Source organism: Streptomyces sp. NPDC104309 (assembly GCF_055584025.1).
Genome location: NZ_JBVJMV010000014.1, coordinates 204282 through 226989 on the forward strand (window position 1 = coordinate 204282; position 22708 = coordinate 226989).

At 71.1% G+C, this 22708-nt stretch carries 25 protein-coding genes, 2 pseudogenes and 2 riboswitches; of the genes and pseudogenes, 11 read left to right on the forward strand and 16 right to left on the reverse strand.

Annotated features, from left to right (window positions below; all coding sequences use genetic code 11):
* Positions 1-100 precede the first annotated feature (100 nt).
* Together ACZ68L_RS22215 and ACZ68L_RS22220 are read left to right on the forward strand one after the other, a co-directional pair.
* Positions 101-919 carry a GNAT family N-acetyltransferase gene (locus ACZ68L_RS22215; RefSeq protein WP_469579455.1) on the forward strand — a complete coding sequence of 273 codons (819 nt, stop codon included), beginning with the start codon at positions 101-103 and terminating at the stop codon, positions 917-919.
* Positions 916-1803 carry a lysophospholipid acyltransferase family protein gene (locus tag ACZ68L_RS22220; protein WP_469579456.1) on the forward strand — a complete coding sequence of 296 codons (888 nt, stop codon included), beginning with the start codon at positions 916-918 and terminating at the stop codon, positions 1801-1803. Before ACZ68L_RS22215 ends, ACZ68L_RS22220 begins: the two co-directional genes overlap by 4 nt.
* Here ACZ68L_RS22220 and egtD read toward each other — a convergent pair.
* Genes egtD through egtA form a run of 4 tightly spaced genes read right to left on the reverse strand, consistent with a single transcriptional unit; the run spans position 1746 to position 6119 of the window.
* Positions 1746-2708 (reverse strand): L-histidine N(alpha)-methyltransferase, encoded by a 963-nt coding sequence (egtD, locus tag ACZ68L_RS22225; RefSeq protein WP_469579457.1) that lies wholly within the window; start codon positions 2706-2708, stop codon positions 1746-1748. The two genes, ACZ68L_RS22220 and egtD, sit on opposite strands and share 58 nt — an antisense overlap.
* Positions 2705-3460, reverse strand: coding sequence for an ergothioneine biosynthesis protein EgtC (egtC, locus tag ACZ68L_RS22230; RefSeq protein ID WP_469579458.1), 756 nt, complete (start codon positions 3458-3460; stop codon positions 2705-2707). Before egtC ends, egtD begins: the two co-directional genes overlap by 4 nt.
* On the reverse strand, positions 3460-4806 hold the full coding sequence (gene egtB / locus ACZ68L_RS22235) for an ergothioneine biosynthesis protein EgtB (RefSeq protein ID WP_469579459.1): 1347 nt from the start codon (positions 4804-4806) through the stop codon (positions 3460-3462). Before egtB ends, egtC begins: the two co-directional genes overlap by 1 nt.
* Complete coding sequence (gene egtA, locus ACZ68L_RS22240; RefSeq protein ID WP_469579460.1) at positions 4803-6119, reverse strand: ergothioneine biosynthesis glutamate--cysteine ligase EgtA; 1317 nt, start codon at positions 6117-6119, stop codon at positions 4803-4805. The genes egtB and egtA overlap by 4 nt, the downstream gene beginning before the upstream one ends.
* Positions 6120-6269: 150 nt before the next feature.
* On the opposite strand from egtA, the gene ACZ68L_RS22245 reads away from it, so the two are divergent.
* A complete protein-coding gene (locus ACZ68L_RS22245; protein ID WP_469579461.1) occupies positions 6270-7106 on the forward strand; it encodes a TIGR02452 family protein in 837 nt (278 codons plus the stop codon).
* A 15-nt stretch (positions 7107-7121) separates the two neighbouring features.
* Here the strand turns inward: ACZ68L_RS22245 and ACZ68L_RS22250 are convergent, their stop codons facing one another.
* Positions 7122-7589, reverse strand: a complete 468-nt coding sequence (locus tag ACZ68L_RS22250; RefSeq protein WP_469579464.1) for a type II toxin-antitoxin system PemK/MazF family toxin — start codon at positions 7587-7589, stop codon at positions 7122-7124.
* Positions 7590-7862: 273 nt separating this feature from the next.
* Here ACZ68L_RS22250 and ACZ68L_RS22255 point away from each other — a divergent pair, with 273 nt between their 5' ends.
* Positions 7863-8885, forward strand: a complete 1023-nt coding sequence (locus ACZ68L_RS22255) for a LacI family DNA-binding transcriptional regulator (protein ID WP_469579467.1) — start codon at positions 7863-7865, stop codon at positions 8883-8885.
* Positions 8886-8948: 63 nt separating this feature from the next.
* Positions 8949-9254, forward strand: a complete 306-nt coding sequence (locus tag ACZ68L_RS22260) for a hypothetical protein (RefSeq protein WP_469579471.1) — start codon at positions 8949-8951, stop codon at positions 9252-9254.
* A gap of 79 nt (positions 9255-9333) precedes the next feature.
* Here the strand turns inward: ACZ68L_RS22260 and trxA are convergent, their stop codons facing one another.
* A complete protein-coding gene (gene trxA / locus ACZ68L_RS22265) occupies positions 9334-9705 on the reverse strand; it encodes a thioredoxin (protein WP_469579474.1) in 372 nt (123 codons plus the stop codon).
* Positions 9706-9820: 115 nt separating this feature from the next.
* Between trxA and ACZ68L_RS22270 the strand changes: the two genes are divergently transcribed.
* On the forward strand, positions 9821-11263 hold the full coding sequence (locus ACZ68L_RS22270; protein ID WP_469579475.1) for a dihydrolipoyl dehydrogenase family protein: 1443 nt from the start codon (positions 9821-9823) through the stop codon (positions 11261-11263).
* 398 nt (positions 11264-11661) lie between these two features.
* Here the strand turns inward: ACZ68L_RS22270 and metE are convergent, their stop codons facing one another.
* Positions 11662-13986: a 5-methyltetrahydropteroyltriglutamate--homocysteine S-methyltransferase gene (gene metE, locus ACZ68L_RS22275; RefSeq protein WP_469579476.1), complete on the reverse strand. Its 2325-nt coding sequence runs from the start codon at positions 13984-13986 to the stop codon at positions 11662-11664.
* A 165-nt stretch (positions 13987-14151) separates the two neighbouring features.
* Positions 14152-14369: riboswitch (cobalamin riboswitch) on the reverse strand.
* Between the two features lie 25 nt (positions 14370-14394).
* Complete coding sequence (locus tag ACZ68L_RS22280) at positions 14395-15024, reverse strand: histidine phosphatase family protein (protein WP_469579478.1); 630 nt, start codon at positions 15022-15024, stop codon at positions 14395-14397.
* Between the two features lie 122 nt (positions 15025-15146).
* A riboswitch (adenosylcobalamin (AdoCbl) riboswitch) is annotated at positions 15147-15240 on the forward strand.
* Between the two features lie 45 nt (positions 15241-15285).
* Between ACZ68L_RS22280 and ACZ68L_RS22285 the strand changes: the two genes are divergently transcribed.
* Together ACZ68L_RS22285 and ACZ68L_RS22290 are read left to right on the forward strand one after the other, a co-directional pair.
* Positions 15286-15501 (forward strand): CbtB domain-containing protein, encoded by a 216-nt coding sequence (locus ACZ68L_RS22285; protein WP_376270763.1) that lies wholly within the window; start codon positions 15286-15288, stop codon positions 15499-15501.
* A 28-nt stretch (positions 15502-15529) separates the two neighbouring features.
* Positions 15530-16300 (forward strand): CbtA family protein, encoded by a 771-nt coding sequence (locus ACZ68L_RS22290; RefSeq protein ID WP_469579481.1) that lies wholly within the window; start codon positions 15530-15532, stop codon positions 16298-16300.
* Between the two features lie 113 nt (positions 16301-16413).
* On the opposite strand, the gene ACZ68L_RS22295 is transcribed toward ACZ68L_RS22290, so the two are convergent.
* A complete protein-coding gene (locus tag ACZ68L_RS22295; protein WP_469579483.1) occupies positions 16414-16923 on the reverse strand; it encodes a GNAT family N-acetyltransferase in 510 nt (169 codons plus the stop codon).
* A 228-nt stretch (positions 16924-17151) separates the two neighbouring features.
* On the opposite strand from ACZ68L_RS22295, the gene ACZ68L_RS22300 reads away from it, so the two are divergent.
* Positions 17152-17898, forward strand: a complete 747-nt coding sequence (locus ACZ68L_RS22300) for an SDR family oxidoreductase (protein WP_469579486.1) — start codon at positions 17152-17154, stop codon at positions 17896-17898.
* A 60-nt stretch (positions 17899-17958) separates the two neighbouring features.
* Positions 17959-18686 (forward strand): annotated as a pseudogene (locus tag ACZ68L_RS22305) (TetR/AcrR family transcriptional regulator).
* Positions 18687-18701: 15 nt separating this feature from the next.
* Here the strand turns inward: ACZ68L_RS22305 and ACZ68L_RS22310 are convergent.
* On the reverse strand, positions 18702-19076 hold the full coding sequence (locus ACZ68L_RS22310) for a tetratricopeptide repeat protein (protein ID WP_469579489.1): 375 nt from the start codon (positions 19074-19076) through the stop codon (positions 18702-18704).
* 167 nt (positions 19077-19243) lie between these two features.
* Between ACZ68L_RS22310 and ACZ68L_RS22315 the strand changes: the two genes are divergently transcribed.
* Positions 19244-20209 carry a pirin family protein gene (locus tag ACZ68L_RS22315; protein ID WP_469579492.1) on the forward strand — a complete coding sequence of 322 codons (966 nt, stop codon included), beginning with the start codon at positions 19244-19246 and terminating at the stop codon, positions 20207-20209.
* A gap of 330 nt (positions 20210-20539) precedes the next feature.
* On the opposite strand, the gene ACZ68L_RS22320 is transcribed toward ACZ68L_RS22315, so the two are convergent.
* The 6 genes and pseudogenes from ACZ68L_RS22320 to ACZ68L_RS22345 form a co-directional block, all read right to left on the reverse strand.
* On the reverse strand, positions 20540-20848 hold the full coding sequence (locus tag ACZ68L_RS22320; protein WP_469579495.1) for an integrase core domain-containing protein: 309 nt from the start codon (positions 20846-20848) through the stop codon (positions 20540-20542).
* Complete coding sequence (locus tag ACZ68L_RS22325; RefSeq protein WP_469579497.1) at positions 20808-21251, reverse strand: DDE-type integrase/transposase/recombinase; 444 nt, start codon at positions 21249-21251, stop codon at positions 20808-20810. The genes ACZ68L_RS22320 and ACZ68L_RS22325 overlap by 41 nt, the downstream gene beginning before the upstream one ends.
* Positions 21252-21260: 9 nt before the next feature.
* Positions 21261-21509: a hypothetical protein gene (locus ACZ68L_RS22330; protein ID WP_469579498.1), complete on the reverse strand. Its 249-nt coding sequence runs from the start codon at positions 21507-21509 to the stop codon at positions 21261-21263.
* Between the two features lie 2 nt (positions 21510-21511).
* Positions 21512-21799: a transposase gene (locus ACZ68L_RS22335; protein WP_469579500.1), complete on the reverse strand. Its 288-nt coding sequence runs from the start codon at positions 21797-21799 to the stop codon at positions 21512-21514.
* A gap of 44 nt (positions 21800-21843) precedes the next feature.
* Positions 21844-22365 (reverse strand): annotated as a pseudogene (locus ACZ68L_RS22340) (transposase); the annotation flags it as partial.
* A 56-nt stretch (positions 22366-22421) separates the two neighbouring features.
* Positions 22422-22577, reverse strand: a complete 156-nt coding sequence (locus ACZ68L_RS22345) for an HNH endonuclease (RefSeq protein ID WP_399337969.1) — start codon at positions 22575-22577, stop codon at positions 22422-22424.
* Positions 22578-22708 lie beyond the last annotated feature (131 nt).

The window sequence follows — 22708 nt, forward strand, 5'->3', positions numbered from 1 at the left end:
TGCCGAATCCAGCCGGTCACGGCAGAAGTAAGGGGCCGGGCCTTCGCAGCAGTGCGACGGCCCGGCGGCCGCCCTTGCCGATCCGTCCCCGGAGACCGTCATGAACGCGCTGCCCGTCACCTCCCTCCCCGCCGCCCCCGTCGTTCCCGCGCAGCCCGTCCCGCCCGCCCCGCCGCGCTACCGGGTATCCCTCGCCGTGGACCAGGAGGAGGTGCGCGCCGCCCAGCGCCTGCGCCACCAGGTCTTCGCCGGTGAGCTCGGTGCCCGGCTGGACGGCGCGGAACCCGGCCTGGACAGCGATGCGTTCGACGCGTACTGCGACCATCTGCTGGTACGGGAGGAGACCACCGGCGATGTCGTCGCCACCTACCGTCTGCTGCCGCCCGACCGGGCACGGATCGCCGGGCGTCTCTACGCGGAGAGCGAGTTCGACCTCGGACGGCTCGGCCCGATCCGCGACGACCTGGTGGAGGTCGGCCGGTCCTGCGTCCACCCCGCCCACCGGGACGGCGCAGTCATCGCGCTGATCTGGGCCGGACTCGCCCGCTACATGGAACGCACCGGGCACAACTGGCTGGCCGGCTGCTGCTCGATCCCTCTCGCCGACGGCGGCGTCGCGGCGGCCGGGGCGTGGGAGACCGTACGGACGAAGTACCTGGCACCCGAGGACCACTGGGTCACTCCGCACCGGCTCTGGCAGCCCACCGCCGCCGGAGCCGAGGGAGGGGGAGCGGTGCGCACCGGACTCGCCACCCTCCCGCCCCTGCTCCGCGGCTACCTGCGACTGGGCGCATGGGTCTGCGGCGCACCCGCGTACGACCCCGACTTCAACGTCGCCGACCTGTACGTGCTGCTGTCGCTGCGCCGCACCGACCCCCGCTATCTGCGCCACTTCCTCGCCCTCGCCCCGCTGCGATGAACCCCTGGCTGCCCACCGCACCCTGCACCCCGCTCGCCTGCGCCCGTCACGACGGCCGCGTGCGGGGCCGGCCGGCGGCCCTGGCGCTGCTGCTCGCCGGGTGCGCGTTCGTCCTGGCCGGGGCGCTGGGTGCCCCGTTCGCGCTGATGCTCGGCGCGGCGCCGCGGGAGAGGCTGATCCGGCACTGGGCGTACGGGGTCGTGCGGGCCTTCGGGGTGCGCGTGCGGGTCGTCGGCGCGCCTGAGGCGGCCGCACCGGGCGCACTCGTCGTCGCGAACCACATCTCGTGGCTGGACATCCCGCTCGTCGCGGCCGTGTTCCCCGGCCGGATGCTGGCCAAGAGCGAGATACGCGACTGGCCGCTGCTCGGCCGGCTCGCCGCCGCCGGCGGCACGCTCTTCGTGGAACGCGACCGGTTGCGCGCACTGCCCGCGACAGTGGGCCGCGTCGCGGCGGCGCTGCGCGGTGGTTCACGGGTGGTCGTCTTCCCGGAGGGCACCACCTGGTGCGGGCGCGGCGCCGGCAGGTTCGGCCCCGCCGTGTTCCAGGCCGCGATCGACGCGAACACCGCCGTCCGGCCGGTACGCATCAGCTATCGCACCCCGCCGCCGCGCGGCTCGGCCGCCGCCCGGCCGTTCGGCCATGACGGCTCCGCACCGGCGGAGCACGACGCCCCGGCCGGTGCGGCCGCCTTCGTCGGCGACGATCCGCTGATCGCCTCACTGTGGCGGGTGGTGACGGCGGCGGGGCTGACCGCCGAGATCCGCGTCCTGCCACCGATCCCGGCGGGCAGCGGGCCGGACCGTCGCGCCCTGGCCCGGCTCGCTCAGACCGCCGTCGCCAACGACAGCGCGAACCGGTCCGCGGAATCCGTCCACCACTGATCCATCCTCAGGCCGGCCGTGGCGAGTTCGGCCCGCACGCCCTCCTTGCGGAACTTGGCCGACACCTCCGTACGCAACTCCTCGCCGGCCTCGAAGGACACCACCAGATCCAGGTCGGGGATCTTCACCGTGAGCGCCTCACGGGCCCGCAGCCGCATCTCGATCCACTCCCGCGCCGGATCCCACAGCGCCACGTGGTCGAAACCGGACGGCTCGAAGTCCGCGCCCAACTCCCGGTTCACCACCCTCAGTACGTTCTTGTTGAACTCGGCCGTCACCCCGGCCGCGTCGTCGTACGCGGCGACCAGCACCTCCTCGTCCTTCACCAGATCCGTGCCGAGCAGCAGCGCGTCGCCGGGGGAGAGCAGCGACCGTACCGATTTCAGGAACACCGAGCGCTCGGCGGGCAGAAGATTGCCGATCGTGCCCCCCAGAAACGCGATCAGCCGCGGCCCCGGGGTGCCGGGCAACGCGAGACCGCCCGTGAAGTCGGCGATCAGGGCGTGCACAGAGAGACCGGGCCGCTGCGCGAGCAGGGCCTCGGCGGCTCCGCGCAGCGCGCTCTCGCTCACATCGACCGGTACGTAACTGCGCAGCTCGGGCAACGCGTCCAACAGGTGCCGGGTCTTCTCCGACGATCCCGACCCCAGCTCGATCAGGGTCCGCGCCCCGGACGCCCCGGCGATCTCCTCGGCGCGGTCGATCAGGATCTCGCGCTCGGCGCGGGTCGGGTAGTACTCGGGAAGCCGGGTGATCTCCTCGAACAGTTCACTGCCGTGCGCGTCGTAGAACCACTTGGGCGGCAGCGTCTTCGGTTGCCGTGTCAGGCCGTGCAGGACATCGGCGCGCAGCGCCGCGTCCGTGGCGTCCACGGGCAAGGTGCGGGTCAGCAGAAAGGGACTCACTCGGAGGGCTCCTTGAGCGGGGTCAGCAGGACTTCGGCACGGGTGGCGGTCAGCAGCGTCCGGTCGGGGACCGCGCGCCAGTGCGGATCGTCGTCGTACGGCTCCGAGGCGACGACCGTGCGTAGGTTGGGCTCCGTGAGGTACCACAGGGTGTCGCCCCAGGCCGTCGCCACGATCGCCGTGCCATCGGTGAGCAGGAGATTCAGCCGCGACTCCGGCGCCGCCGCCGCCACGTCGAGCACGGTGTCGGCCACCGCTTGCGGCAGTTCGTCGCCGTCGGCGAGCCGGTGCCGTACGAGGGCCCAGACCAGGGCCGAGTCGCAGCGGGCGGTGAGCGTCAGCAGTTCGGCCGGGGGCAGCGCGGCGGCGAGCGGTGCCATGGAACCGGGCCAGCCGCTCACCATACCGTTGTGGCTGAACAGCAACCGTCCGTCGGCGAACGGCGCTGCTGCCGCCTCGCCGTCGGCGTCCGCCTCGGTGGCGTCGCGCACCGCGGCGAGCAGCGCCGGACTGCGCACCACTCTGGCCAGGTCGGCGAATGCCTGATCGCCCCAGACCGGACCCTCGCGCCGGTAGCGTCCGGGCACCGGATCGCCGTCCGCGTACCAGCCGACGCCGAAACCGTCGGCGTTGACGGTCCCGTACCGTTGGTGCCTCGGTGCCCAGGACTGGCGCACAAGGCTGTGGGGCGGGCGTGTCAGCAGTTCACCCAGGGCGACCGGAGTCCCCAGATAGGCGATATGACGGCACATCAGATATCCCTCGCGGTACGGAATCCGGAGAAGATCTGACGCCGCACCGGCAGGTCCCAGTTGCGGAACGTACCCCGGCACGCCACCGGGTCCACGGCGAACGAACCACCGCGCAGCACCTTGTGGGCCGGACCGAAGAACACCTCGGAGTACTCGCGGTACGGGAAAGCCGAGAAGCCCGGATAGGGCAGGAGGTCGCTCGACGTCCACTCCCACACGTCACCGATCAACTGCCCCACGCCGAGGGGTGACCGGCCGGCCGCGTACGCCCCGGCGGGGGCGGGCCGCAGATGGCGCTGGCCCAGGTTGGCCCGCTCGGGGGTCGGGTCCTCGTCGCCCCACGGATAGCGCAGCGAACGCCCCGACGCCGGGTCATGGCGTGCCGCCTTCTCCCACTCCGCTTCCGAGGGCAGCCGGCGCCCCGCCCACCGGGCGTACGCGTCCGCCTCGTACCAGCTGACGTGGAGCACCGGCTCGTTCCCGGGCACCGGCTCGGTCACTCCGAAGCGGCGGCGCAGCCACTGGCCGGCGTCCCGGTGCCAGAACAGCGGACCGGTCAGTTCGTGTTCACGGACCATCGCCCACCCCTCGGGGGCCCACCAGCGCTCCTCGGTGTAGCCGCCGTCCTCGATGAAGCGCTGGTACGCGCCGCAGGTGACCGGCGTCGTGTCGATGAAGAAGCCCGGTACGTCGCGCACATGGGCGGGTCGCTCATTGTCCAGCGCCCAGGGTTCGGTGGACGTGCCCATCGTGAACGGACCGCCGGAGAGCAGGACTTCGGCGGGGAGATCCGTCGTGTCGGTGGGGGCGGGGGGCAGTGGCGCGGTCAGGACGGCGGGCCCCGATCGCAGCTGATGGGTGATCAACATCGTTTCGTCATGCTGCTGTTCGTGCTGGGCGATCATGCCGAAGGCGAACCCGGCCCGAACCAGCGGAAGATCGCCGTGCAGCGCCGTGCCGTCGAGTACGTCCAGTGCGCGTCCGCGTACCTCCGCGGCGTAGGCGCGAGCCTCCGCGGGCGGCAGCAGCGGCAGCGAGGGGCGGGTCGCCCGGGGATGCTCGAAGGCGTCGTACAGCCCGTCGATCTCCGGCCGCATCGCCTCCCTGCCGGCCACCCCGCGCAGCAGCCACAGCTCCTCCTGATTGCCGATGTGCGCGAGGTCCCACACCAGGGGAGACATCAACGGTGAGTGCTGGGAGGTCAGTTCATGGTCGTCCACGCTGTCGGTGAGAAGCGTGGTGCGTTCGCGCGCGGTGAGCAGTGCGGCGAGTGCGCGCTGCCGGAGCGCCTCGGTGTCCGCCTCGTCGGTGGGGCCGGACGACGCGGGTGCGGGGGAGTCGGTCATGAGAGGAGCCCCTCGACGTGGTGGCCCGAGCCGCCCGCCTCACCCGGCGCGAGCAGATTCGGAAGATCGTCCGCGGGACATCGGCCCCGGGCGACGTAGCGGTCGTTGAAGTCCGCCACCGCCTCCTGCACCGCCGTGGTCGCGCCGATCCGGGGCAGCGCCTCCAGCGCGAGCCGGAAACAGACCGTGGCCGCCGCCCGCAGTTCCGGATCGGTCAGGCCGTCGCGGGCGGCGCCCGTCCAGAGCGGATTGCGCGGCGCGGGCCACGGCCCGGCCGTCTCGGCCAGCGGTTTGACGGTGCGGTACACGGTCTCGGCGGCCTCCGGGTCGTCGAACAGAGCGGTGGTGACGGCGAGTGGCACCAGCCACCCGTCGGCGCCGTGCTGCGCGTCGATCATGCGCAGCTCCAGATGTCCGCGCGGGCGAACGGGCGGGAACAGAGTGCTGATGTGGTAGTCGAGGTCGTCGCGCACCGGCGGTCTCGGCACGCCGGTCCGGATCCAGTCGCGGAAGGTCAGTCCCTCCGGCACGGCCCAGGGCCCCTCGTTCTCCCGGACGCACATCACCGGTGTGTCCAGGACATGCGCGGCCCAGGCGTCGCGGGGCGGCAGATGACCGGACGGTGCCAGGGGGCGCCATGGGTCGAGATCGGCCCAGAGCGACTGCCGGGTGGACCGCCACGGCGTCGGGCGCCCGCACTGGAGAGGAGAGTTCGCGAACACCGCGACCAGTACCGCGCCCAGCAGATGGCACAGCTGCCAGCGCCGCGCGTAGCCGAGCGGACCCGGTTCCTCCTCTCCCGCGTCCAGACAGACCTGGACGGATGCGGTGGTGCACATCATGGCGCGGCCGGCCGGCCCCGACCGGTCGAACGAGATCTCCATGGCGTCGTAACGGGGCTCGTGCAGCAGACGGCGCGGGGGATGCCACGGATCGACGCCGAGCCCCACCGGTACGAGATCCACCCGGTCCAGGGCGTCACGCACGGTGGCGAGATCGGCGGCGGTGGCATCGACGCACGCCATCAGGGAGTCGGCGGGGCGCGAGCTGAGCTCCAGCTGGCCGCCGGGTTCGAAGGTGAGTGCCGCGCTCAGGGGCAGGGCCCGGAGGATCGCGGCGGCCGCGTCGAGACGGTGGTGGGGGACGGGGACGCGGGGTTGATCCCGGTGGTGAATGAGCCATTCGAGTTCAACGCCGACCGTCCGGGGCGGCCCGGTTTTGAAACAGATGCAGCGCAGTAAGTCCTCCGTCTCGCCCTCGCCGAGGGGCGGGGCCTGGCCGGGCGGACCGTGGCCGGGGGTGTCGGATGACATGCCGGGGCCTCCTTGTTCTCGGTTCGTCCGTCCCAGCCAAACCCTTACGAGTGGATCGCACAAGAGTGCCCCTGTGCGTCATAAATTCGGTTGCATCCATGCCGCTGAAGCGCCGAGCATGCCCCGTATGCACCACACGGGGGAGTACCGATGAGCGCACGGCTGCGCGGCATCGCGCGAGAGACCGAGGCCATCGTGGCGGCCGGCCGCTACCGCACGCAGGAGGGGCGTGAGGTGAGCATCGAGCGCGCGCTGACCGCCGCACTCTCGGGGACCCGGCTGTACGGGCCCGAGCCGGTGCCGGTCGCGGCACTCGACTCCGACCGCACCCCGGTCGTCGAGGTCACCGGTGAGAGCAGCCTGTGCGCGGCGCGCCGGATGACCGGCGAAGGGCCGGGCGAGGTCGTCGTTCTGAACTACGCCTCCGCCCGCAATCCCGGCGGCGGATACCTCAACGGCGCGCAGGCCCAGGAGGAGGCCCTGTGCCGGGGCTCGGCCTTGTACGCCACGCTGCTGCGTGCCCCGGAGTACTACGCCCACCACCGCTCCGAACGCAGCGCCTTCTACACCGACCGGGTGATTCATTCGCCCAGCGTGCCGGTGTTCCGCGACGATCGGGGCCGGCTGCTCGACACCCCGTACACCGCGGGCTTCCTCACCTCCCCGGCGCCCAACGCCGGGGTCATCCGCAGCCGCACCCCCGAGGAGGCCCACCGCATCCCCGCCGCGCTCGCGTCCCGGGCGGAACGGGTGCTGGAGGTCGCGGCCGTGCGCGGGTACCGCAGACTGGTGCTGGGCGCCTGGGGGTGCGGTGTGTTCCGCAACGATCCGGCGCAGGTGGCCGGTGCGTTCCGGGCGTTGCTCCTCGACGGCGGTCGGTTCGACGGCCACTTCGAGCAGATCGTCTTCGGGATCCTCGACCGCAGCCCCGAATCCGCCACCCGGTCCGCCTTCGCCCGGACGTTCGGCGGTCAGTGCCCGCCGTAGCGCTCCCGCAGGCGGTCAGTGCCAGCCGTAGCGCTCCCGCAGGCGGCCGGTGACCAGATCGAACCGGTCCCGGTCCAGCGCGCACGCCTCACGCCGCATCCCGTCCTCGTGCACCCGTAGCACCCGGTCCAGATCGGCCCAGGACGGGCGGCCCGAGCTGTCCCACGGTCCGGCCCCGAGCGTCACCCACTCGCGGTCCAGGTCGTGCTGCTTGCTGGACAGCTGTACGGCGAGCAGCGTGCCCGCCGCCTCGCGGGCCACGACCAGCACGGGGCGGTCCTTGCCGCGCCCGTCGTTCTCCTCGAACGGAACCCACGTCCAGACGATCTCGCCGGGGTCGGGATCGCCGTCCCGGTCGGGGGCGTACGAGGTGCGGACCGGGCCCACCTCGCGCGGATCGGCCTCACACGTCGCCGTCGGGCCGGTGCGGCCGGGGAACTCGGCCGTACCGCCGGTGCTGTCGTCACGGTGCTGAAGGGTCATCCCCCCACCGTAGGACCTGTACGGCCCAACCCATGGAGCGGGTCCGGGGTGCGGACAACAGGCCCGCACCGTGATCGACGGATACCTCGCCCGCGCCGAACAGGCCGACACCATCGTCGCCCTGACCATCCGTCACCGTGACGTACCGTCCGCGTGGCGGGGGCGGGCAGGCCGGTCCGGCATCCCGTCGCCCCGTCGTGTCCCGTCGTCAAGGCGCCATCCATGCCCCGGGGCGTACCCATGGAGCACGGGTCTGGAAGACTGCCCGACGCCATGAGCCAGTTATCGAATCAGCCCACCGAAGGCCCCGTTCCGACCAGTGCCGATGTGGCACGGCTCGCCGGGGTCTCGCGCGCCACCGTGTCGTACGTCCTGAACAACAACGCGACCGTACGGATCAGTGAGACCACCCGCCGCCGGGTCAGGGCGGCGGCCGCCGAACTCGGCTACGTACCGCACGCGGCGGCCCGCAGTCTGCGTGCCGGGCACACCCGCATGGTGTTGCTGCCCAGCGTGAACCTCCCGGCCGGGCCGCTCCACCACCACTTCTTCCACGAGCTGGAATCAGGGCTGCGACGCCTGGACTACACCGTCGTCCAGTACGGCAGCACGAGCCTGGATGCCGACGACGCGCCCCGCGTCTGGGCCGAACTGCGCCCCGTCGCCGTCATCGTGCCCGGCACGATCGCCCTCACCCCGCAAGGCATAGCGGTACTCAGGCGATCGGGAGCCAAGGCCGTCATCACGCTCGGCCCGCGGCCGGTGGACGGTGCCCACGCGCTGGTCATGGACCAACGGGAGGTCGGCATCCGGGCGATCGGACATCTGCTGGAGCGCGGCAGGCGTCGCATCGGAGTGGTCATGCCGGAGGAAACCGGCCTCGCCCTGTTCGCCGAGCCCCGGCTCGCCGGGGCCCGGCAGGCGGCCCAGAGCCACGGAGCCCGTATCGAACCCCTGCCGCTGCGGTACGAGGAGGAGTCCGCCGCCCGGCTGGCCGCCCGCTGGCGCACCCTGGGCCTCGACGCCGTGTTCGCGTACAACGACGAGTACGCGATGCTTCTGATGCGGGCCCTTCAGGACACGGGTGTCGAGGTGCCCCGCGAGACGGCCGTGGTGGGCGCCGAGGACCTGATGCTCGGCAGACTGCTGCGGCCCCGGCTCAGCACCGTGCGGATGGAGCTGGCCACGGCGGAGCCGCTGGCGGACCTCGTGGACCGACTGGTGCGGCACCCCGGCGGTGCCCCTGCGCGTTACGACCTGCTGCGGGCCGGAGCCATCCACCGCGAGTCCAGCTGAGGAGCGGGATCCGCACGGAGCGGCAACGTGCGCACCACGCGCCGCTTGCCTAGCGTCAGGACCATGAGCCATCCGCAGAGCTACGAGATCCTGCTGGTCCCCGAATTCGCCGAGGACACCACCGACGCCATCGAACCAGGCGGTGCCATCCGCTCGGCGGTCGTGGCGGCGACCGGAGAGACGGGGGCATCGGGCTACCCCCGGTACGCGGGCGAAGGCATCGTGGCGGACATCGACACGGCGACCCACACGGTCGAGGCCCTGCTGGTCGACGGTGCCGAGTTGGACTACGGCCTCTCGGTCCGGATCAAGGAGCAGGGCGCCGGGAAGAACACCCGGAGCGACGCCGGGATCGACGCGGACGGCTGACCGGGCAGCCCGCTTCCGGACACGGAAAGGGGCCCGGCCGTCGACCGGGCCCCCACCCCGCTTCTGCGGCGCGCGGAGCCTACTTCTGTTCCTTCTGCTGCTCCTCGACGGACTTGCGGACCTCGTCCATGTCCAGCTTCCTGGCCTGCCCGATGACGTCCTCCAGCGCCGCCTCCGGCAGTGCGCCGGGCTGTGCGAACACGGCCACATTGTCCCGGACGATCATCAGCGTGGGAATGGAACGGATCTCGAAGGCCGCCGCCAGCTCCTGCTGCGCCTCCGTGTCGACCTTGGCGAAGACCAGGTCGTCGTGGCGCTCCGAAGCCGCGTCGTAGACCGGCGCGAACTGCCGGCACGGGCCGCACCAGGAAGCCCAGAAGTCGATCAGGACGAACTCGTTGTCACTGACGACCTGATCGAAGTTTTCCTTGGTGAGCTCTACGGTGCTCATGCTCAGTTACCTCTTCCTGTGCCCGCTCGGACCTGTCCGGCACAACGGTGCCCGGACCTGCGCTATTCCGCCTGCCCATGTGGCCGCCGCGCACACCCGCGATCAGACTGTCCTCATGACAGATGCATCCCTCAACACCGAGTACGACGTCGTGGTGATCGGAGCGGGTCCGGTGGGTGAGAACGTCGCCGACCGGGCGCGGGCCGCTGGACTGAGCACGGCGGTCGTCGAGACGGAACTTGTCGGCGGCGAGTGCTCGTACTGGGCCTGCATGCCCAGCAAGGCCCTGCTGCGACCGGTCGTCGCCCGTGCGGACGCACGCCATGTCCCGGGCCTCAGCGACGCCGTACAGGGACCGCTGGACTCAGCGGCGGTCCTCGCTCACCGCGACGACCAGGCCTCGCACTGGAAGGACGACGGGCAGGTCGCCTGGCTGGAGGGTACCGGAGCGGACCTCTACCGCGGCCAGGGCCGGCTCACCGGCGAGAAGGCCGTCTCCGTCACCGCCCCCGACGGCACGGAGCACCGGCTCACCGCCCGGCAGGCCGTCGCCGTCTGCACGGGCAGCCGTGCCGTCGTACCCGCCCTGCCCGGCGTCGACGGGGCCCGCCCCTGGACCAGCCGGGAGGCGACGAGCGCCAAGAAGGTGCCCGGCCGCCTCGTGATCGTCGGAGGAGGCGTGGTCGGGGCCGAGATGGCCACGGTCTGGCAGGCCCTCGGCGCCCGGGTGACGATGCTGATCCGCGGCAAGGGACTCCTGCCGAAGATGGAACCCTTCGCGGGAGAGCTGGTCGCGCGGGCGCTGACGGAGGCGGGCGCGGACATCCGTACGGGAGTCTCCGCCACCGCCGTTCGGCGTACGGCTCCGGACGGGCCGGTCGTCGTGGAGCTGGTCGACGGTGATCGCGTCGAGGCCGACGAGATCCTCTTCGCCACCGGTCGAGCCCCGCGCACCGAAGACCTCGGCCTCGAAACGGTGGGCCTGACACCGGGCTCCTGGCTCACCGTCGACGACAGCTGCCTCGTCGACGGCACCAGCTGGCTCTACGCGGTCGGCGACGTGAACCACCGCGCGCTCCTCACGCACCAGGGCAAGTACCAGGCACGCATCGCGGGCGCCGCGATCGCCGCCCGCGCGGCGGGCGTCCCGCCGCTGGAGACCGACCGCTGGGGCGCCCACACCGCCACCGCCGACCACGCGGCCGTCCCCCAGGTCGTCTTCACCGACCCCGAGGCGGCCTCGGTCGGTCTCACCCTCGCCGAGGCCGAGCGGGCCGGACACCGCGTACGCGCCGTCGACCACGACCTCGCCGCCGTGGCGGGCTCCGGCCTGTACGCGGACGGCTACCGGGGCCGTGCCCGCATGATCGTGGACCTCGACCGGGAGATCCTGCTCGGTGTCACCTTCGTCGGACCGGGCATCGGTGAACTGCTGCACTCGGCGACGGTCGCGGTCGCGGGCGAGGTCCCCATCGCCCGGCTGTGGCACGCCGTCCCCTCCTATCCGACGATCAGCGAGATCTGGCTCCGCCTGCTGGAGGCGTACCGGGACGAGTGAGCTCGCGCCCGCACCCGGGACGCCGACATACGCGCCGACATACGCGCCGACATACGCGCCGACATACGCGCCGACGTACGCGCCGCGCGGCGGCGGCGCGTACGTCGGCCGGGGCACGCCCCCGGCGGTCGCCCGCCGTCGAAATCGTCGGTGAACGTCCCCGCCGCGGCAGCGGCCCGGGATTCGGGGACGGGTACCTCGGCCGCGAGACCGGAGGAGGCCGAGACGGGAGCGAGTACGGGGAGGGCGGACACGAGCAGGCGCCGGGTGAGGTGCGAACTCGATCATGTCATGCCTGACCAAGAGGCTGCCAAGGCTCTGGTCCGGACCACGCTTCTTGCACGGAGGCGTGCTGTGCGCGGCCCGGGACGGGTGCCCGTCCCGGGCCGCGCCGCGGGTCAGTGGGCGGTGCCGGCCACCGTGGCCCGTACCTCGACGGCCGCCGAGACCAGGTTCTCCAGCGAGGCGCGCACTTCGGGCCAGCCCCGCGTCTTCAGGCCGCAGTCGGGATTGACCCACAGTCGTTCGGCCGGAATCGCTTCGAGTCCCTTACGGAGCAGGGCGACCGCCTCGCCTGTGCTCGGCACCCGTGGGGAGTGGATGTCGTACACGCCGGGACCGACCTCCCTCGGATAGCCGGCCGATGCCAGCTCGTCGGCCACCCGCATGTGGGAACGGGCCGCCTCCAGACTGATCACATCGGCATCCAGGTCGGCGATGGCCCGGAGGATGTCGCCGAATTCCGCGTAACACATGTGCGTATGGATCTGGGTGTCAGCACGGACACCACTGGTGGCCAGCCGGAACGCCTCGGTGGCCCAGTCCAGATACCCGGCGCGGTCGGCGGCCCGCAGCGGCAGTGTCTCGCGCAGGGCGGGCTCGTCGACCTGGATGACGCAACCACCCGCGGTCTCAAGGTCGTTCACCTCGTCCCGCAGCGCGAGGGCGACCTGGCGGGCGGTCTCGCCGAGCGGCTGGTCGTCGCGGACGAAGGACCAGGCGAGCATGGTGACGGGACCGGTGAGCATGCCCTTGACCGGCCGATCGGTGAGCGACCGCGCGTACGCCGTCCAGCGGACCGTCATCGGTTCCGGGCGGGAGACGTCCCCGGCCAGGATCGGCGGCCGGACATACCGTGTGCCGTACGACTGGACCCAGCCGTGCCGGGTGGCGACGTAGCCGGTGAGCCGCTCGGCGAAGTACTGCACCATGTCGTTGCGTTCGGGCTCGCCGTGCACCAGCACATCGATGCCCGCCTTCTCCTGGAACGCCAGCACCTCCTGGATCTCGGCCTCGATCCGCTTGTCGTACGTGGCGGTGTCGATGCGTCCGGCCCGCAGATCGGCGCGTGCGGTGCGCAGTTGGGCCGTCTGGGGGAACGAACCGATCGTGGTGGTGGGCAGCGGAGGAAGCCGCAGGCACTCGCGTTGGGCCGCCGCCCGCCGCGGATACGACGGTTCGCGGCGCACGTCGGACTCCGTGACGGCCGCGGCCCGTGCCCGTACCGCCGGGTCGTGGGTGAGCGCCGATCGGCTGCGCGAGGCCAGATCGGCACGGTTGGCGGCGAGTTCGGCGGCGATCGTGTCCGTGCCCTGTGCGAGCCCCTTGGCCAGGGTGGCGATCTCGGCGGACTTCTGCCGGGCGAAGGCCAGCCAGCGGGCCACCTGCGGATCGAGGTCGCGCTCGGCGTTCACATCGAGGGGAACGTGCAGCAGGGAGCAGGAGGCCGCGACATCGACCCGGTCGGCGAGACCGAGCAGGGTGCCGAGCGTCGCCAGGGACCGCTGGTGGTCGTTGATCCATACGTTGCGGCCGTCGACGACTCCGGCGACCAGCCGCTTGCCCGGAAGACCGCCGACCGCGGCGAGATCCGGCAGGTTGGCGGACGCCGGGCCCGTGAAGTCGAGTGCGAGTCCGTCGACCGGTGCCTTCGCCAGCACGCCGAGGGCCTCGCCGAGCCGGTCGAAATAGGAGGCGACGAGGAGTCGCGGCCGGTCGGTGAGCGCGCCGAGGCAACGGTAGGCGTGTGCGGTGGCGCTGAGCTCCGCCGCGGTGCGGTCCTGGACCAGGGCCGGCTCGTCGAGCTGCACCCACCGGGCACCGGCCGCGCGCAGATCGGCCAGCACCTCCGCGTACACCGGCAGCAGCCGGTCGAGCAGGGTCAGCGGTTCGAAGTCGGCGGCGACGCCCGGAGCGGGCTTGGCCAGCAACAGATATGTCACCGGGCCGACGAGCACCGGCCGGGGGCTGAGCCCGAGGGCCAGCGCCTCCTCGAACTCCGCGACCTGCTTGGTGGAGTCGGCGGTGAAGACAGTGTCGGGACCGAGCTCCGGCACCAGGTAGTGGTAGTTCGTGTCGAACCACTTGGTCATTTCGAGCGGCGCCACGTCCTGCGTACCGCGCGCCATCGCGAAATAGCCGTCCAGCCCGTCGGCTTCGACGGCGTCGCGGTGCCTGGCGGGTACGGCACCCACCATCACGCTGGTGTCCAGTACGTGGTCGTAGTACGAGAAGTCACCGGTCGGTACCTCGTGGATGCCGTCGTCGACGAGCCGGAGCCAGTTGGCGCGGCGCAGGCCGGCGGCGGTCTCCCGCAGGCCGGCCGCGGTGACACGGCCCTTCCAGTACCCCTCGACGGCCCTCTTCAGTTCCCGGTCTCCCCCTTGGCGGGGACAGCCGTACACGGTGGCCCGGGCTGCCGCGGCTGCGGACTTGCTGGTCACGGAACTCTCCTTCGCGAGCGTGTGTCCTGGTACGACCCCGGGACGTGCCGAAGGCGCGAAGGGAGGACGGAGCGGACCGAACCGTCGCGTCGTGCCGACGCGCCTGCCCTGCCCGATCCGTACGCCGACCCGCCCACGAGGTCACCGGGATCACCGTGCGCGTCCGACGCGCACGGGCAGTGGCAGGTCTTCGGACTCGCGGGCACGTCTCGCGTACGAGACACCTACTGGCCGTCGCTTCCCGGAGCCCGTCTCGGGTCCAGTGCTTGATGACGGCGGTCGTTCCCACTCACCGCTGCGGGGCAGTCCCGGATTCCCACCGGGTTCCCTCTTGCGACGCGCCTGTCTGGCGGACAGGGCGAACCAGCTGCCCCATCAGACTATGCGCTGACTACGGTCGCCGGCACCTCAGTTGTCCCGGGGAGTGGTGGCGGAGCGAGGATGCCGGTGCCGCGGAGCGGGGGACAGCGGCTGACCGCAGCGCAGGTTCCACCGTCCCGACCGACCGCTGAGTCCGGTCAGGGTGAGCGGGGCGACATCCAGCCGCCAGAACGCCTCCGCCGGCAGAGCGAGCGCCCGTACGACCACCGCCCGCACCACGGCGGGCTCGACGACCGCCAGCACACGGCCGCCCTCCTCGCCGTACCCGGACTCCAGTGAGTCCAGCAGGCCGCCGATCCTGGCGCAGAACTCCAGCAACGATTCGCCGCCGTGCGGGGCCGCCGACGGATCGGTCATCCAGAGCGACACCGCGTCCGGCTCGACGCCGCTCACCTCGGCCAGCCGCCGCCCGCTCCAGCGGCCCATGTCCCAGCCACGGACCGCGGGTTCGGGCCTGGCGCGCAACCCCAGCGCGTCGGCGGTCCCGGCACACCGTTCGGACGGCCCGCGCACATACCGATCGGCCGAGGGCACCGCCGCCGCGGCGGCGCGGGCCCGCCGGGCCCCGGCCGCGTCGAGCGCGGCGTCGTCGTCGAAGCGGGCCTCGCGCAGCGCGGCGTTGAGTGCCGGTGAGATCAGCATCACCTGTACCGTCATGAACCGGTCAACTCCCTGAACCGTGGCCTCTCGCGTGCGCTCACCATGGCATGCGGGCGTCGCGGCCCCGCCGACGGGACCGTGGCCCTGCCCGCTCCCAGGAGGTATCGTCCGACGGACATGACGAAGGTGTGACGGAAGTCCGGTGAGAATCCGGCACGGTCGCGCCACTGTGTACCCGTACCCGTACGGGAAGTCAGACCCAGCACCTTCGTCTCAGGCACCACGATCGGGACGCGTGTTCCCTCAGGAGGTTCTGCCATGGCACAGAGTGCTGCCCCCGCCACCGCCGTACCGGCGATCACCCCCATCTCCCTGAAGTCCATCGCCCCTTGGGCGGTCTTCTTCGGCATCCTCATGCTCGTACTGCTGTACTTCGTCGGCGCGGAACAGGGCGCCACCGCGGTCATCTCCGGCGAGGGTGTCCACGAGTGGGTCCACGACGGTCGCCATCTCCTCGGTTTCCCCTGCCACTGACGTACCGTCCGATCCTGGGGAAGACCTCATGAACTCCATATCTGTCAGAGCCCTGCTCGTCCGCGGCATGCTGGCCGGCCTCGCCGCGGGCGCGCTCGCGCTGCTCGTCGCCTACCTGCTCGGTGAGTCCCGGGTGGACGCGGCCATCGCCCTCGAAGAGTCGCACAGTCATGACCACGGCGGCGGTGAGGAACTCGTCAGCCGCGCCGTGCAGTCCACCGCGGGTCTTGCCACCGGTGTGCTCGTCTTCGGTGTGGCGATCGGCGGGATCGCCGCCCTCGTCTTCTGCTACGCCCTGGGCCGGATCGGCCGATTCGGCCCACGGGCCACGGCGGCCCTGATCGCGGGTGCCGCCCTGCTGACGGTGTACGTCGTGCCGTTCCTGAAGTACCCGGCCAACCCGCCGGCCGTCGGCAACCCCGACACCATCGGCCGCCGCACCGCCCTGTTCTTCCTGATGGTCGCCCTCAGTGTGCTGCTGGCGGTCGCCGCCGTCATCCTCGGCAAGCGGCTGGCTCCCCGCCTGGGCAACTGGAACGCGACGATCGCCGCATCGGCCGCCTACGCGGTCGTGATCGGGGTCGCCTATGCGTTCCTGCCGTCGTTCAACGAGGTGGGAAGGGATTTCCCGGCTACCCTGCTCTGGGAGTTCCGGCTCGCCACCCTCGCGGTACAGGCCACCCTCTGGGTGACCTTTGGTCTCGTCTTCGGCCACCTGACGGAACGGCTTCTCGTACCGAGGGCCGGCACCGTCGCGACGGGAGGCGGTACGGCGAACCGGGCCGCCGCAGCCGGCTGACCGGCGTACCACTACTCACCACCAGCGGACATCGGAACCCGCCGGGAGCCTCCCCGGCGGGTTCCGCCGTCCTGCCAGGCGCGGCCGTCCCCGGGGAACGGACGGTCGCGTACTCACTGCTCCTTGCCCTGTCGACCCCAGTCGATCCGGTAGTACTTCAGCTTCGCGTCCTCCTTCACCAGGCGCATGCCGACGGCTGTCATGACGTGCTGCGACGCGAGGTTGTCCAGGTCGGTGTCACCGTGGACACAGATCACCCCCTGCTCGCGGGCGAACAGCAGCAGCGCCCGCAGCGCCTCGGAGGCGTAACCCCTTCCCTGAACCGAGGGAACGAGGCCGTAGCCGATCGTGACGTGCCCGTTCTCGTCCGGGGCGCCGTGGAATCCCAGCCCGCCGATCACGACTCCGTCCTCACGGCGACATATCTCGTACGAGCCGAACGGGCTGGGATCACCCGTCGTCGCGCAGGCGTCGAGGAAGCGCTCCGCCGCGGCCGTCTCGCCGGCGGACGGGTATCCCGGCGCCCAGTCGGCCCCCTCGCCCGGTGTGCCCGCCATTACCCGCAAGGCGTCGGAGGCGCTCATCAGGCGGAGCAGGAGGCGGGGAGTCTCAAGATCGGTCATGACCGAGTGAAGTATCACGAGGGGCGGGCGGACGGCATCCGGATTGTCCGGGACGAGTGTCCGGCGAGCGGCGAGCGGCGGGACGGGGTCGTGCGGGGTCCTGTGGGGCCGGGAGAGCGCTGCGCGTAGCGCTGCTACGAACGAGGTAGCGTTGCTAACTTCCTGGTGTTGGCGTTGATCACGTCGGGTTGGTGAACGCACCAGCCGCCTGGAACGGGGAGCACCGTCATGAGCGAGCAGCCCACCACCGCGCGCCGGGTGGCGATCGTCACCGGGGGATCCCGGGGCATCGGCCGCGAGAGCGCCGAGCGGCTGGCGTTGGACGGTTTCGCCGTCGTCATCAACTACGCGGGAAACCGGACCGAGGCCGAGTCGGCGGCGGCGGCGATCACCGAGGAGGGCGGCCAGGCCATCACTTTCCGCGCCGACGTGGCCGACGAGGTCGCGGTCTCGGCCCTTTTCGACACGGCCGAGGAAACCTTCGGGGGAGTCGACGTGGTCGTGCACGCGGCCGGCGGCATGACGCCGGCGCCGCTGGTCGACACCGACCTGGAGGCGCTGGACCGGATGTACCGCACCAACATCCGCGGAACGTTCGTCGTCGACCAGCAGGCGGCCCGCCGCCTGCGCGAGGGCGGGGCGGTCATCAACTTTTCCAGCTCCGTGCTGTCGCTGGCCATGCCCGGCTACAGCGCCTACGCCGCGACCAAGGGCGCTGTCGAGGCCGTGACCCTGATCCTTGCCCGGGAGCTGCGCGGGCGGGACATCACGGTCAACGCCGTGGCACCCGGACCGACCGCCACCGCACTGTTCCTGGACGGCAAGGACGAGCAGACCATCGCGAAGCTGGCCGGTCAGCCACCGCTGGAGCGGCTGGGCACCCCCAAGGACATCGCCGGGGTGGTCTCCTTCCTGGCCGGCCCGGCCCGCTGGGTCAACGGTCAGGTGCTGCGCGCCAACGGCGGCATCGTCTGAGCGGCGGGGGTGACGCCGCCCGCCGTCGCCCCGCCTCATCCGCTTGATAGCGTCCGTGCGATGAGCACACGAGCACGAATCCTGGAAGTGGCGGCGCGTCTGGTCGCGGAGTCCCCGAACGGGGACATCTCCACCCGGGCCGTGTGCGAGGCCGCGCAGGTGGGGCCCCGGCGCTCCACCGCCACTTCGGGGACAAGGAAGGCCTGCTGTCCGCGGTGGTGGACCACGGCTTCGACACGTACCTGGCGACGAAGCGGCAGCGTGGCGAGAGCGCGGACCCCGTCGAGGACCCGCGCGACGGCTGGGACAGTCACGTCGAGTTCGCCCTGCAGAACCCCAATCTCTACCGGCTGATGAATTCACCGGCCATGCGCACCCCACCGGCCGCGGCCCTGGAGTCCCACCAGATCCTCACCAGGGACCTGGAACGGGCCGCGGCGGTGGGCAAGCTCCGGATGGCTCCCGAGCTGGCCGCGCAAATGGTGATGTCGGCCCATGTGGGCGTGGCGCTGATGCTCGTCGCCCGCCCCGCGACCTTCGGCGACGCGAGCATGTCGCGACGGGTCCGCGACGCCGTGCACGCCGCGGTCTTCACCCCGGACGTGTCCGGCACCGCCGCCGACACGGACCACGCGGGGGCCGCCGCGTCCGAGCCACACTTGCCGGCCACCGCGGCCCGGCTGAACGCACTGCTGCGGCAGTCGCCCGACCCGGGACTCACCGCGGCAGAGGGCGCCCTCCTGACGGAATGGCTGAACCGTCTGTCGAACGCCCCTCGCGACCGCTGAGACCCCTCGCGACCGTCAGGCGCCGGTCCTCCGGTCCCCGTCGACGTCGAAGTCGAAGTCTCCGGAGAATGCCGCCGCCATTCGCAGATGGCCGGTCGCCTCCGCGCTCCGTCCCTGACGCTCAAGCGTGCGGCCCAGCATCAGCCGGGCGTAGGGCTCCACCGGGTCGCGCTCCAGAACCGCCCGCAGTTCCGTCTCGGCCCTGCCGAGCCGCGCCGAGTGGTAGTAGGTCCGGGCCAGCAGCAGACGCGGGGAGACCTGCTCCGGTACCTCCTCGACCAGCCCTTCCAGAATCCGGGCCGCAGTCATGTACTCCTTCGCCTCGAAGAACATCTGCGCACGGTCCCAACGGTCGGCGGCCGTACCGAACTCGAAATAGGTGTCGCTCACTTGACCTCCTCGTTCACGGGCCGTCCCCGGCCCCGCCCTGCCGCTGACCCAGCCATACGCCCGGCCACGCTTCACTGACCCGAACATGGCACACTAGTTGAATATTCCACTAAAGTATCGGCGTGGGTACCGGCACCCCGGGCCCGCACGGGAATAGGTTGAGCGCCATGAGCAATCTCGATCGCCAGGCCGCACTCTCCGTCTGCGGAGGCCGGGGCTTCGTCGTCGCCGAGCCCGTACGGGAACTCCTCACCCCCCGCCACGTCCAGCTGGGTGAGTCCACCGAGGTACGCAGACTGCTGCCGAATCTGGGCCGCAGGATGGTCGGCGCGTGGGCCTTTGTCGATCATTACGGTCCCGACGACATCGCCGGCGAGCCCGGAATGCAGGTGCCGCCCCACCCGCACATGGGTCTGCAGACGGTCAGCTGGCTGCATGACGGTGAGGTCCTGCACCGGGACAGCCTCGGCAGCCTGCGGACGATCCGCCCGCGCGAGCTGGGGCTGATGACCTCCGGCCGGGCCATCAGTCACTCCGAGGAGAGCCCGAAGTCCCACGCGAGGTTTCTCCACGGCGCCCAGCTCTGGGTCGCCCTGCCGGACGCCCACCGGAACGTCGAGCCGCACTTCCAGCACCACACCGAACTGCCGACCGTCTCCGCGCCCGGCCTCACCGCGACCCTGATCCTCGGTGAACTCGACGGCGCCACTTCGCCCGGCACCGCCTACACCCCGATCGTCGGCGCCGACCTGTCCCTGTCCGCCGGTGCCGAGGCCCGCCTGCCGCTTGATCCGGACTTCGAGTACGCGGTGCTCTCGATGTCCGGCCAGGCCGAGGTCGACGGCGTACCCGTGCTGCCCGGTTCCATGCTCTACCTCGGCTGCGGCCGTTCCGAACTCCCCTTGCGCGCGGACACCGAGGCGGGCCTCATGCTGCTCGGTGGCGAGCCCTTCGAGGAGGAGATCGTGATGTGGTGGAACTTCATCGGGCGGTCACACGAGGATATCGCACAGGCGCGTGCGGACTGGATGAACAGTGCCCGGTTTGGGGAAGTGGACAGCTATGACGGGGGCCGGCTCCCCGCTCCCGAACTGCCGCCGGTGGCGCTGAAACCGCGGGGAAGGGTGCGCTGAGCTGCATTGATGTGGTCGGGGTCCAGCGTGCGCCCTGGTTGTGCAGCTCGGTTGCTTGCTCAAAAGCGGAATCGGTTCCGTGCCTCTCTGGAAGCTTCCGCCGCGCGAGGCCGGGATTCCAAGGTGTGGCCGTGCGTGAGTAGCTTTAGTAGACCTAATGCTGACTCAATGCTGACTTAGCTGATGGGGTGTCAGGCTCCGCTGGTTCGCGTTCCGGCTGGTCTGCTGTCTGTGATGAGCGGGCTGGCTCCACGGGGCCGGGGCGTTACTGACTTGTGGTGGTGGAGTGAGCGCGCCGGTGATTGCGCATGGCCTACCGGGGGTGGGAAGTCATCTACGGCAAGCGGGGCGTTGTGGTGATCCCACAATGCTGACCGTCTGCTTCCCGGAGCCGCGCCTATGACCGTGCTGTCTATCGGTGAAGCCGGCCCAATAGTCGTGTTCGTAGTCGATCGGGCTCTTCCAGTCGCACACGCTGTGTAGCCGACGTGCGTTGTAGAAATCGGTGATCCAGGTCGCGATTCGGATTCGGGCCTCGGAGCGGGTGGCGAAGGTGTGCCGGTGGACGTACTCGACCTTGAGCACGCTGTTGAAAGCTTCACTGACGGCGTTGTCGAAGCTCGAGCCGACCCGGCCCATGCTGCGGCGGATGCCGTGCCGGCGGCAGACCTCGGCGAAGGCGGCCGCGCTCGCTGCCGCGATCACTGTGGAAGATCACACCACAGATGTCCCCGCCGCGGGTCGCCGCGGCCATGTGCAGGGCAGCGACGACCAGGTCGGCGTCGTGGCGGGCTCCCATCGCATAGCCGAGCAGGCGGCGGGAGAACAGGTCGATGACCGTGGCCAGATACAGCTTTCCCTCGCCGGTGTCGATCTCCGTCATGTCCCCGCACCACACCAGGTCGGGCGCCTCGGTGGTGAAGTCCCGGCGCACGAAGTCCGGGCACGCCGGCCGCTTGCCGGGCCGGGTCAGCCCCCGCCGTTTTCGGACCTTGCGGCCCGCCAGGCCGAGCTCGGCCATGATCCTCGCGATGGTGTTCACCGAGATACGTCAGCCCTTGCGGACAAGCGCGACCCAGATCTTCGGCGAACCGTAGGTGCCGCCGGAGCTGGTGAACTCCTCCTTGACCGCCTCCACCAGCCGCAGGTGTCGCGTCTGCCGCGCGGTGGGCTTGCGGATGCGGTGCTTGTAGAACCACGGCTCGCTCACACCCAGGGCACGACACGAGACGCGGTGCGGGATGTTGTGCACGGTCCTGAAGTCGCTGATTACCCCGACCACCTGGGACGGGTCCGCCACGGCTACTTCACCCACAGGACCATGCAGCGTTTGAGCACATCACGCTCCATGGCCAACTCCTTGTTGTCCCGCTTGAGCTGGGCATTTTCCCGCCGCAACCGCTCCACCTCGTCACTGACACCGGCCGGCGCGGTCCCGGCCCGGCGGGCCCGGGACACCCAGCTGGCCAGGGTGGTCTCGTTGATCCCCAGGTCCCTCGCGACCTCGGCGATCGACTTGCCGGTCTCCGTCACGATCCGTACAGCCCCCTCACGGAACTCCGGATCGAACTTCCGTCGATTCTCCGTCATGACTCCCAACTTCCCCTGCAGTCAGGGTCTTCACGCTACGAGGGGAGCCTCACGTAATCCGTGGCGGACAGCTCCCGGTCCATGAACGCCGTGTGGTCGGCCTGCCATTGGGCGGTCAGCCGCGTCACGGTGGCGGGCGAGAGGCCGGCCGAGGAGCCGAGGAACTGCTCCAGCGCGGGCACGAAGTCGCCGGAGGACAGTCCGTGCAGGTAGAGCAGCGGCAGCACCTCACTGATCTTCGGGGACTTGCGGCACCAGGGCGGCAGGATCGCCGAGGAGAACCGCTTGCGCTCACCCGTCGTGTCATCGACGCGCTTATCATTCACGCGTGGGGCCCGCACCTCGACTGTCCCGGCGGCCGTGGTGACCTTCCTCGACTGGTGGTAGCCATTGCGCACGACCAGGCGGCGACCGTCGCCGTCCCGTTCACCGGCCAACTCGGCTATGTAGCTGTTGACTTCAGCTTCCAGCGCGGCGGCCAGCATCCGCCTGGCGCTTTCGCGGACGATCTCGTCGATCAGGGAGCCGTTTGGCGTGGAACCGTCAGCATTGACTACCGTGAGCAGTCGGGTAGCCGGGACGCATTGCTGCGTCCCGGCCCCCTCAGAACCGGACGTGCGAGTCATCCCCGCATCCGGCTCAAGCTGGCCTGTGGCTGCCGCTGGGTGTCACGCTTCCGGTCGCCAGCGTGAACCTGGCGATGACAGGTCGTGTGGATCAGCTCCAGGTTGCTCGGGTGGTCGCTGCCACCTTTGCTGCGGTAGGTCAGGTGGTGCACGTGGATCGCCCGGAGGCTCCCTGTGAACCACTTGACTGAGGTTCCCCCGGCGTGCGGGAGGTGCTGATCAGCTGGTCAGGGCGGGTTGACGGGGTTTCAGGTTCGTTCGTTCGGCCGTTGCCTGGTCGGCG

Coding starts and splice junctions, on each gene's coding strand:
- ACZ68L_RS22335 (WP_469579500.1), bottom strand. CDS start 21,799: ATGACGGAGAATCGACGGAAGTTCGATCCGGAGTTCCGTGAGGGGGCT.
- trxA (WP_469579474.1), bottom strand. CDS start 9,705: ATGAGCACCGTAGAGCTCACCAAGGAAAACTTCGATCAGGTCGTCAGT.
- ACZ68L_RS22260 (WP_469579471.1), top strand. CDS start 8,949: ATGAGCCATCCGCAGAGCTACGAGATCCTGCTGGTCCCCGAATTCGCC.
- ACZ68L_RS22245 (WP_469579461.1), top strand. CDS start 6,270: ATGAGCGCACGGCTGCGCGGCATCGCGCGAGAGACCGAGGCCATCGTG.
- ACZ68L_RS22290 (WP_469579481.1), top strand. CDS start 15,530: ATGAACTCCATATCTGTCAGAGCCCTGCTCGTCCGCGGCATGCTGGCC.
- ACZ68L_RS22295 (WP_469579483.1), bottom strand. CDS start 16,923: ATGACCGATCTTGAGACTCCCCGCCTCCTGCTCCGCCTGATGAGCGCC.
- ACZ68L_RS22280 (WP_469579478.1), bottom strand. CDS start 15,024: ATGACGGTACAGGTGATGCTGATCTCACCGGCACTCAACGCCGCGCTG.
- egtB (WP_469579459.1), bottom strand. CDS start 4,806: ATGACCGACTCCCCCGCACCCGCGTCGTCCGGCCCCACCGACGAGGCG.
- egtC (WP_469579458.1), bottom strand. CDS start 3,460: ATGTGCCGTCATATCGCCTATCTGGGGACTCCGGTCGCCCTGGGTGAA.
- ACZ68L_RS22220 (WP_469579456.1), top strand. CDS start 916: ATGAACCCCTGGCTGCCCACCGCACCCTGCACCCCGCTCGCCTGCGCC.
- ACZ68L_RS22285 (WP_376270763.1), top strand. CDS start 15,286: ATGGCACAGAGTGCTGCCCCCGCCACCGCCGTACCGGCGATCACCCCC.
- ACZ68L_RS22250 (WP_469579464.1), bottom strand. CDS start 7,589: ATGACCCTTCAGCACCGTGACGACAGCACCGGCGGTACGGCCGAGTTC.
- egtA (WP_469579460.1), bottom strand. CDS start 6,119: ATGTCATCCGACACCCCCGGCCACGGTCCGCCCGGCCAGGCCCCGCCC.
- ACZ68L_RS22215 (WP_469579455.1), top strand. CDS start 101: ATGAACGCGCTGCCCGTCACCTCCCTCCCCGCCGCCCCCGTCGTTCCC.
- ACZ68L_RS22315 (WP_469579492.1), top strand. CDS start 19,244: ATGAGCAATCTCGATCGCCAGGCCGCACTCTCCGTCTGCGGAGGCCGG.
- ACZ68L_RS22255 (WP_469579467.1), top strand. CDS start 7,863: ATGAGCCAGTTATCGAATCAGCCCACCGAAGGCCCCGTTCCGACCAGT.
- ACZ68L_RS22270 (WP_469579475.1), top strand. CDS start 9,821: ATGACAGATGCATCCCTCAACACCGAGTACGACGTCGTGGTGATCGGA.
- ACZ68L_RS22300 (WP_469579486.1), top strand. CDS start 17,152: ATGAGCGAGCAGCCCACCACCGCGCGCCGGGTGGCGATCGTCACCGGG.
- ACZ68L_RS22320 (WP_469579495.1), bottom strand. CDS start 20,848: ATGGGCCGGGTCGGCTCGAGCTTCGACAACGCCGTCAGTGAAGCTTTC.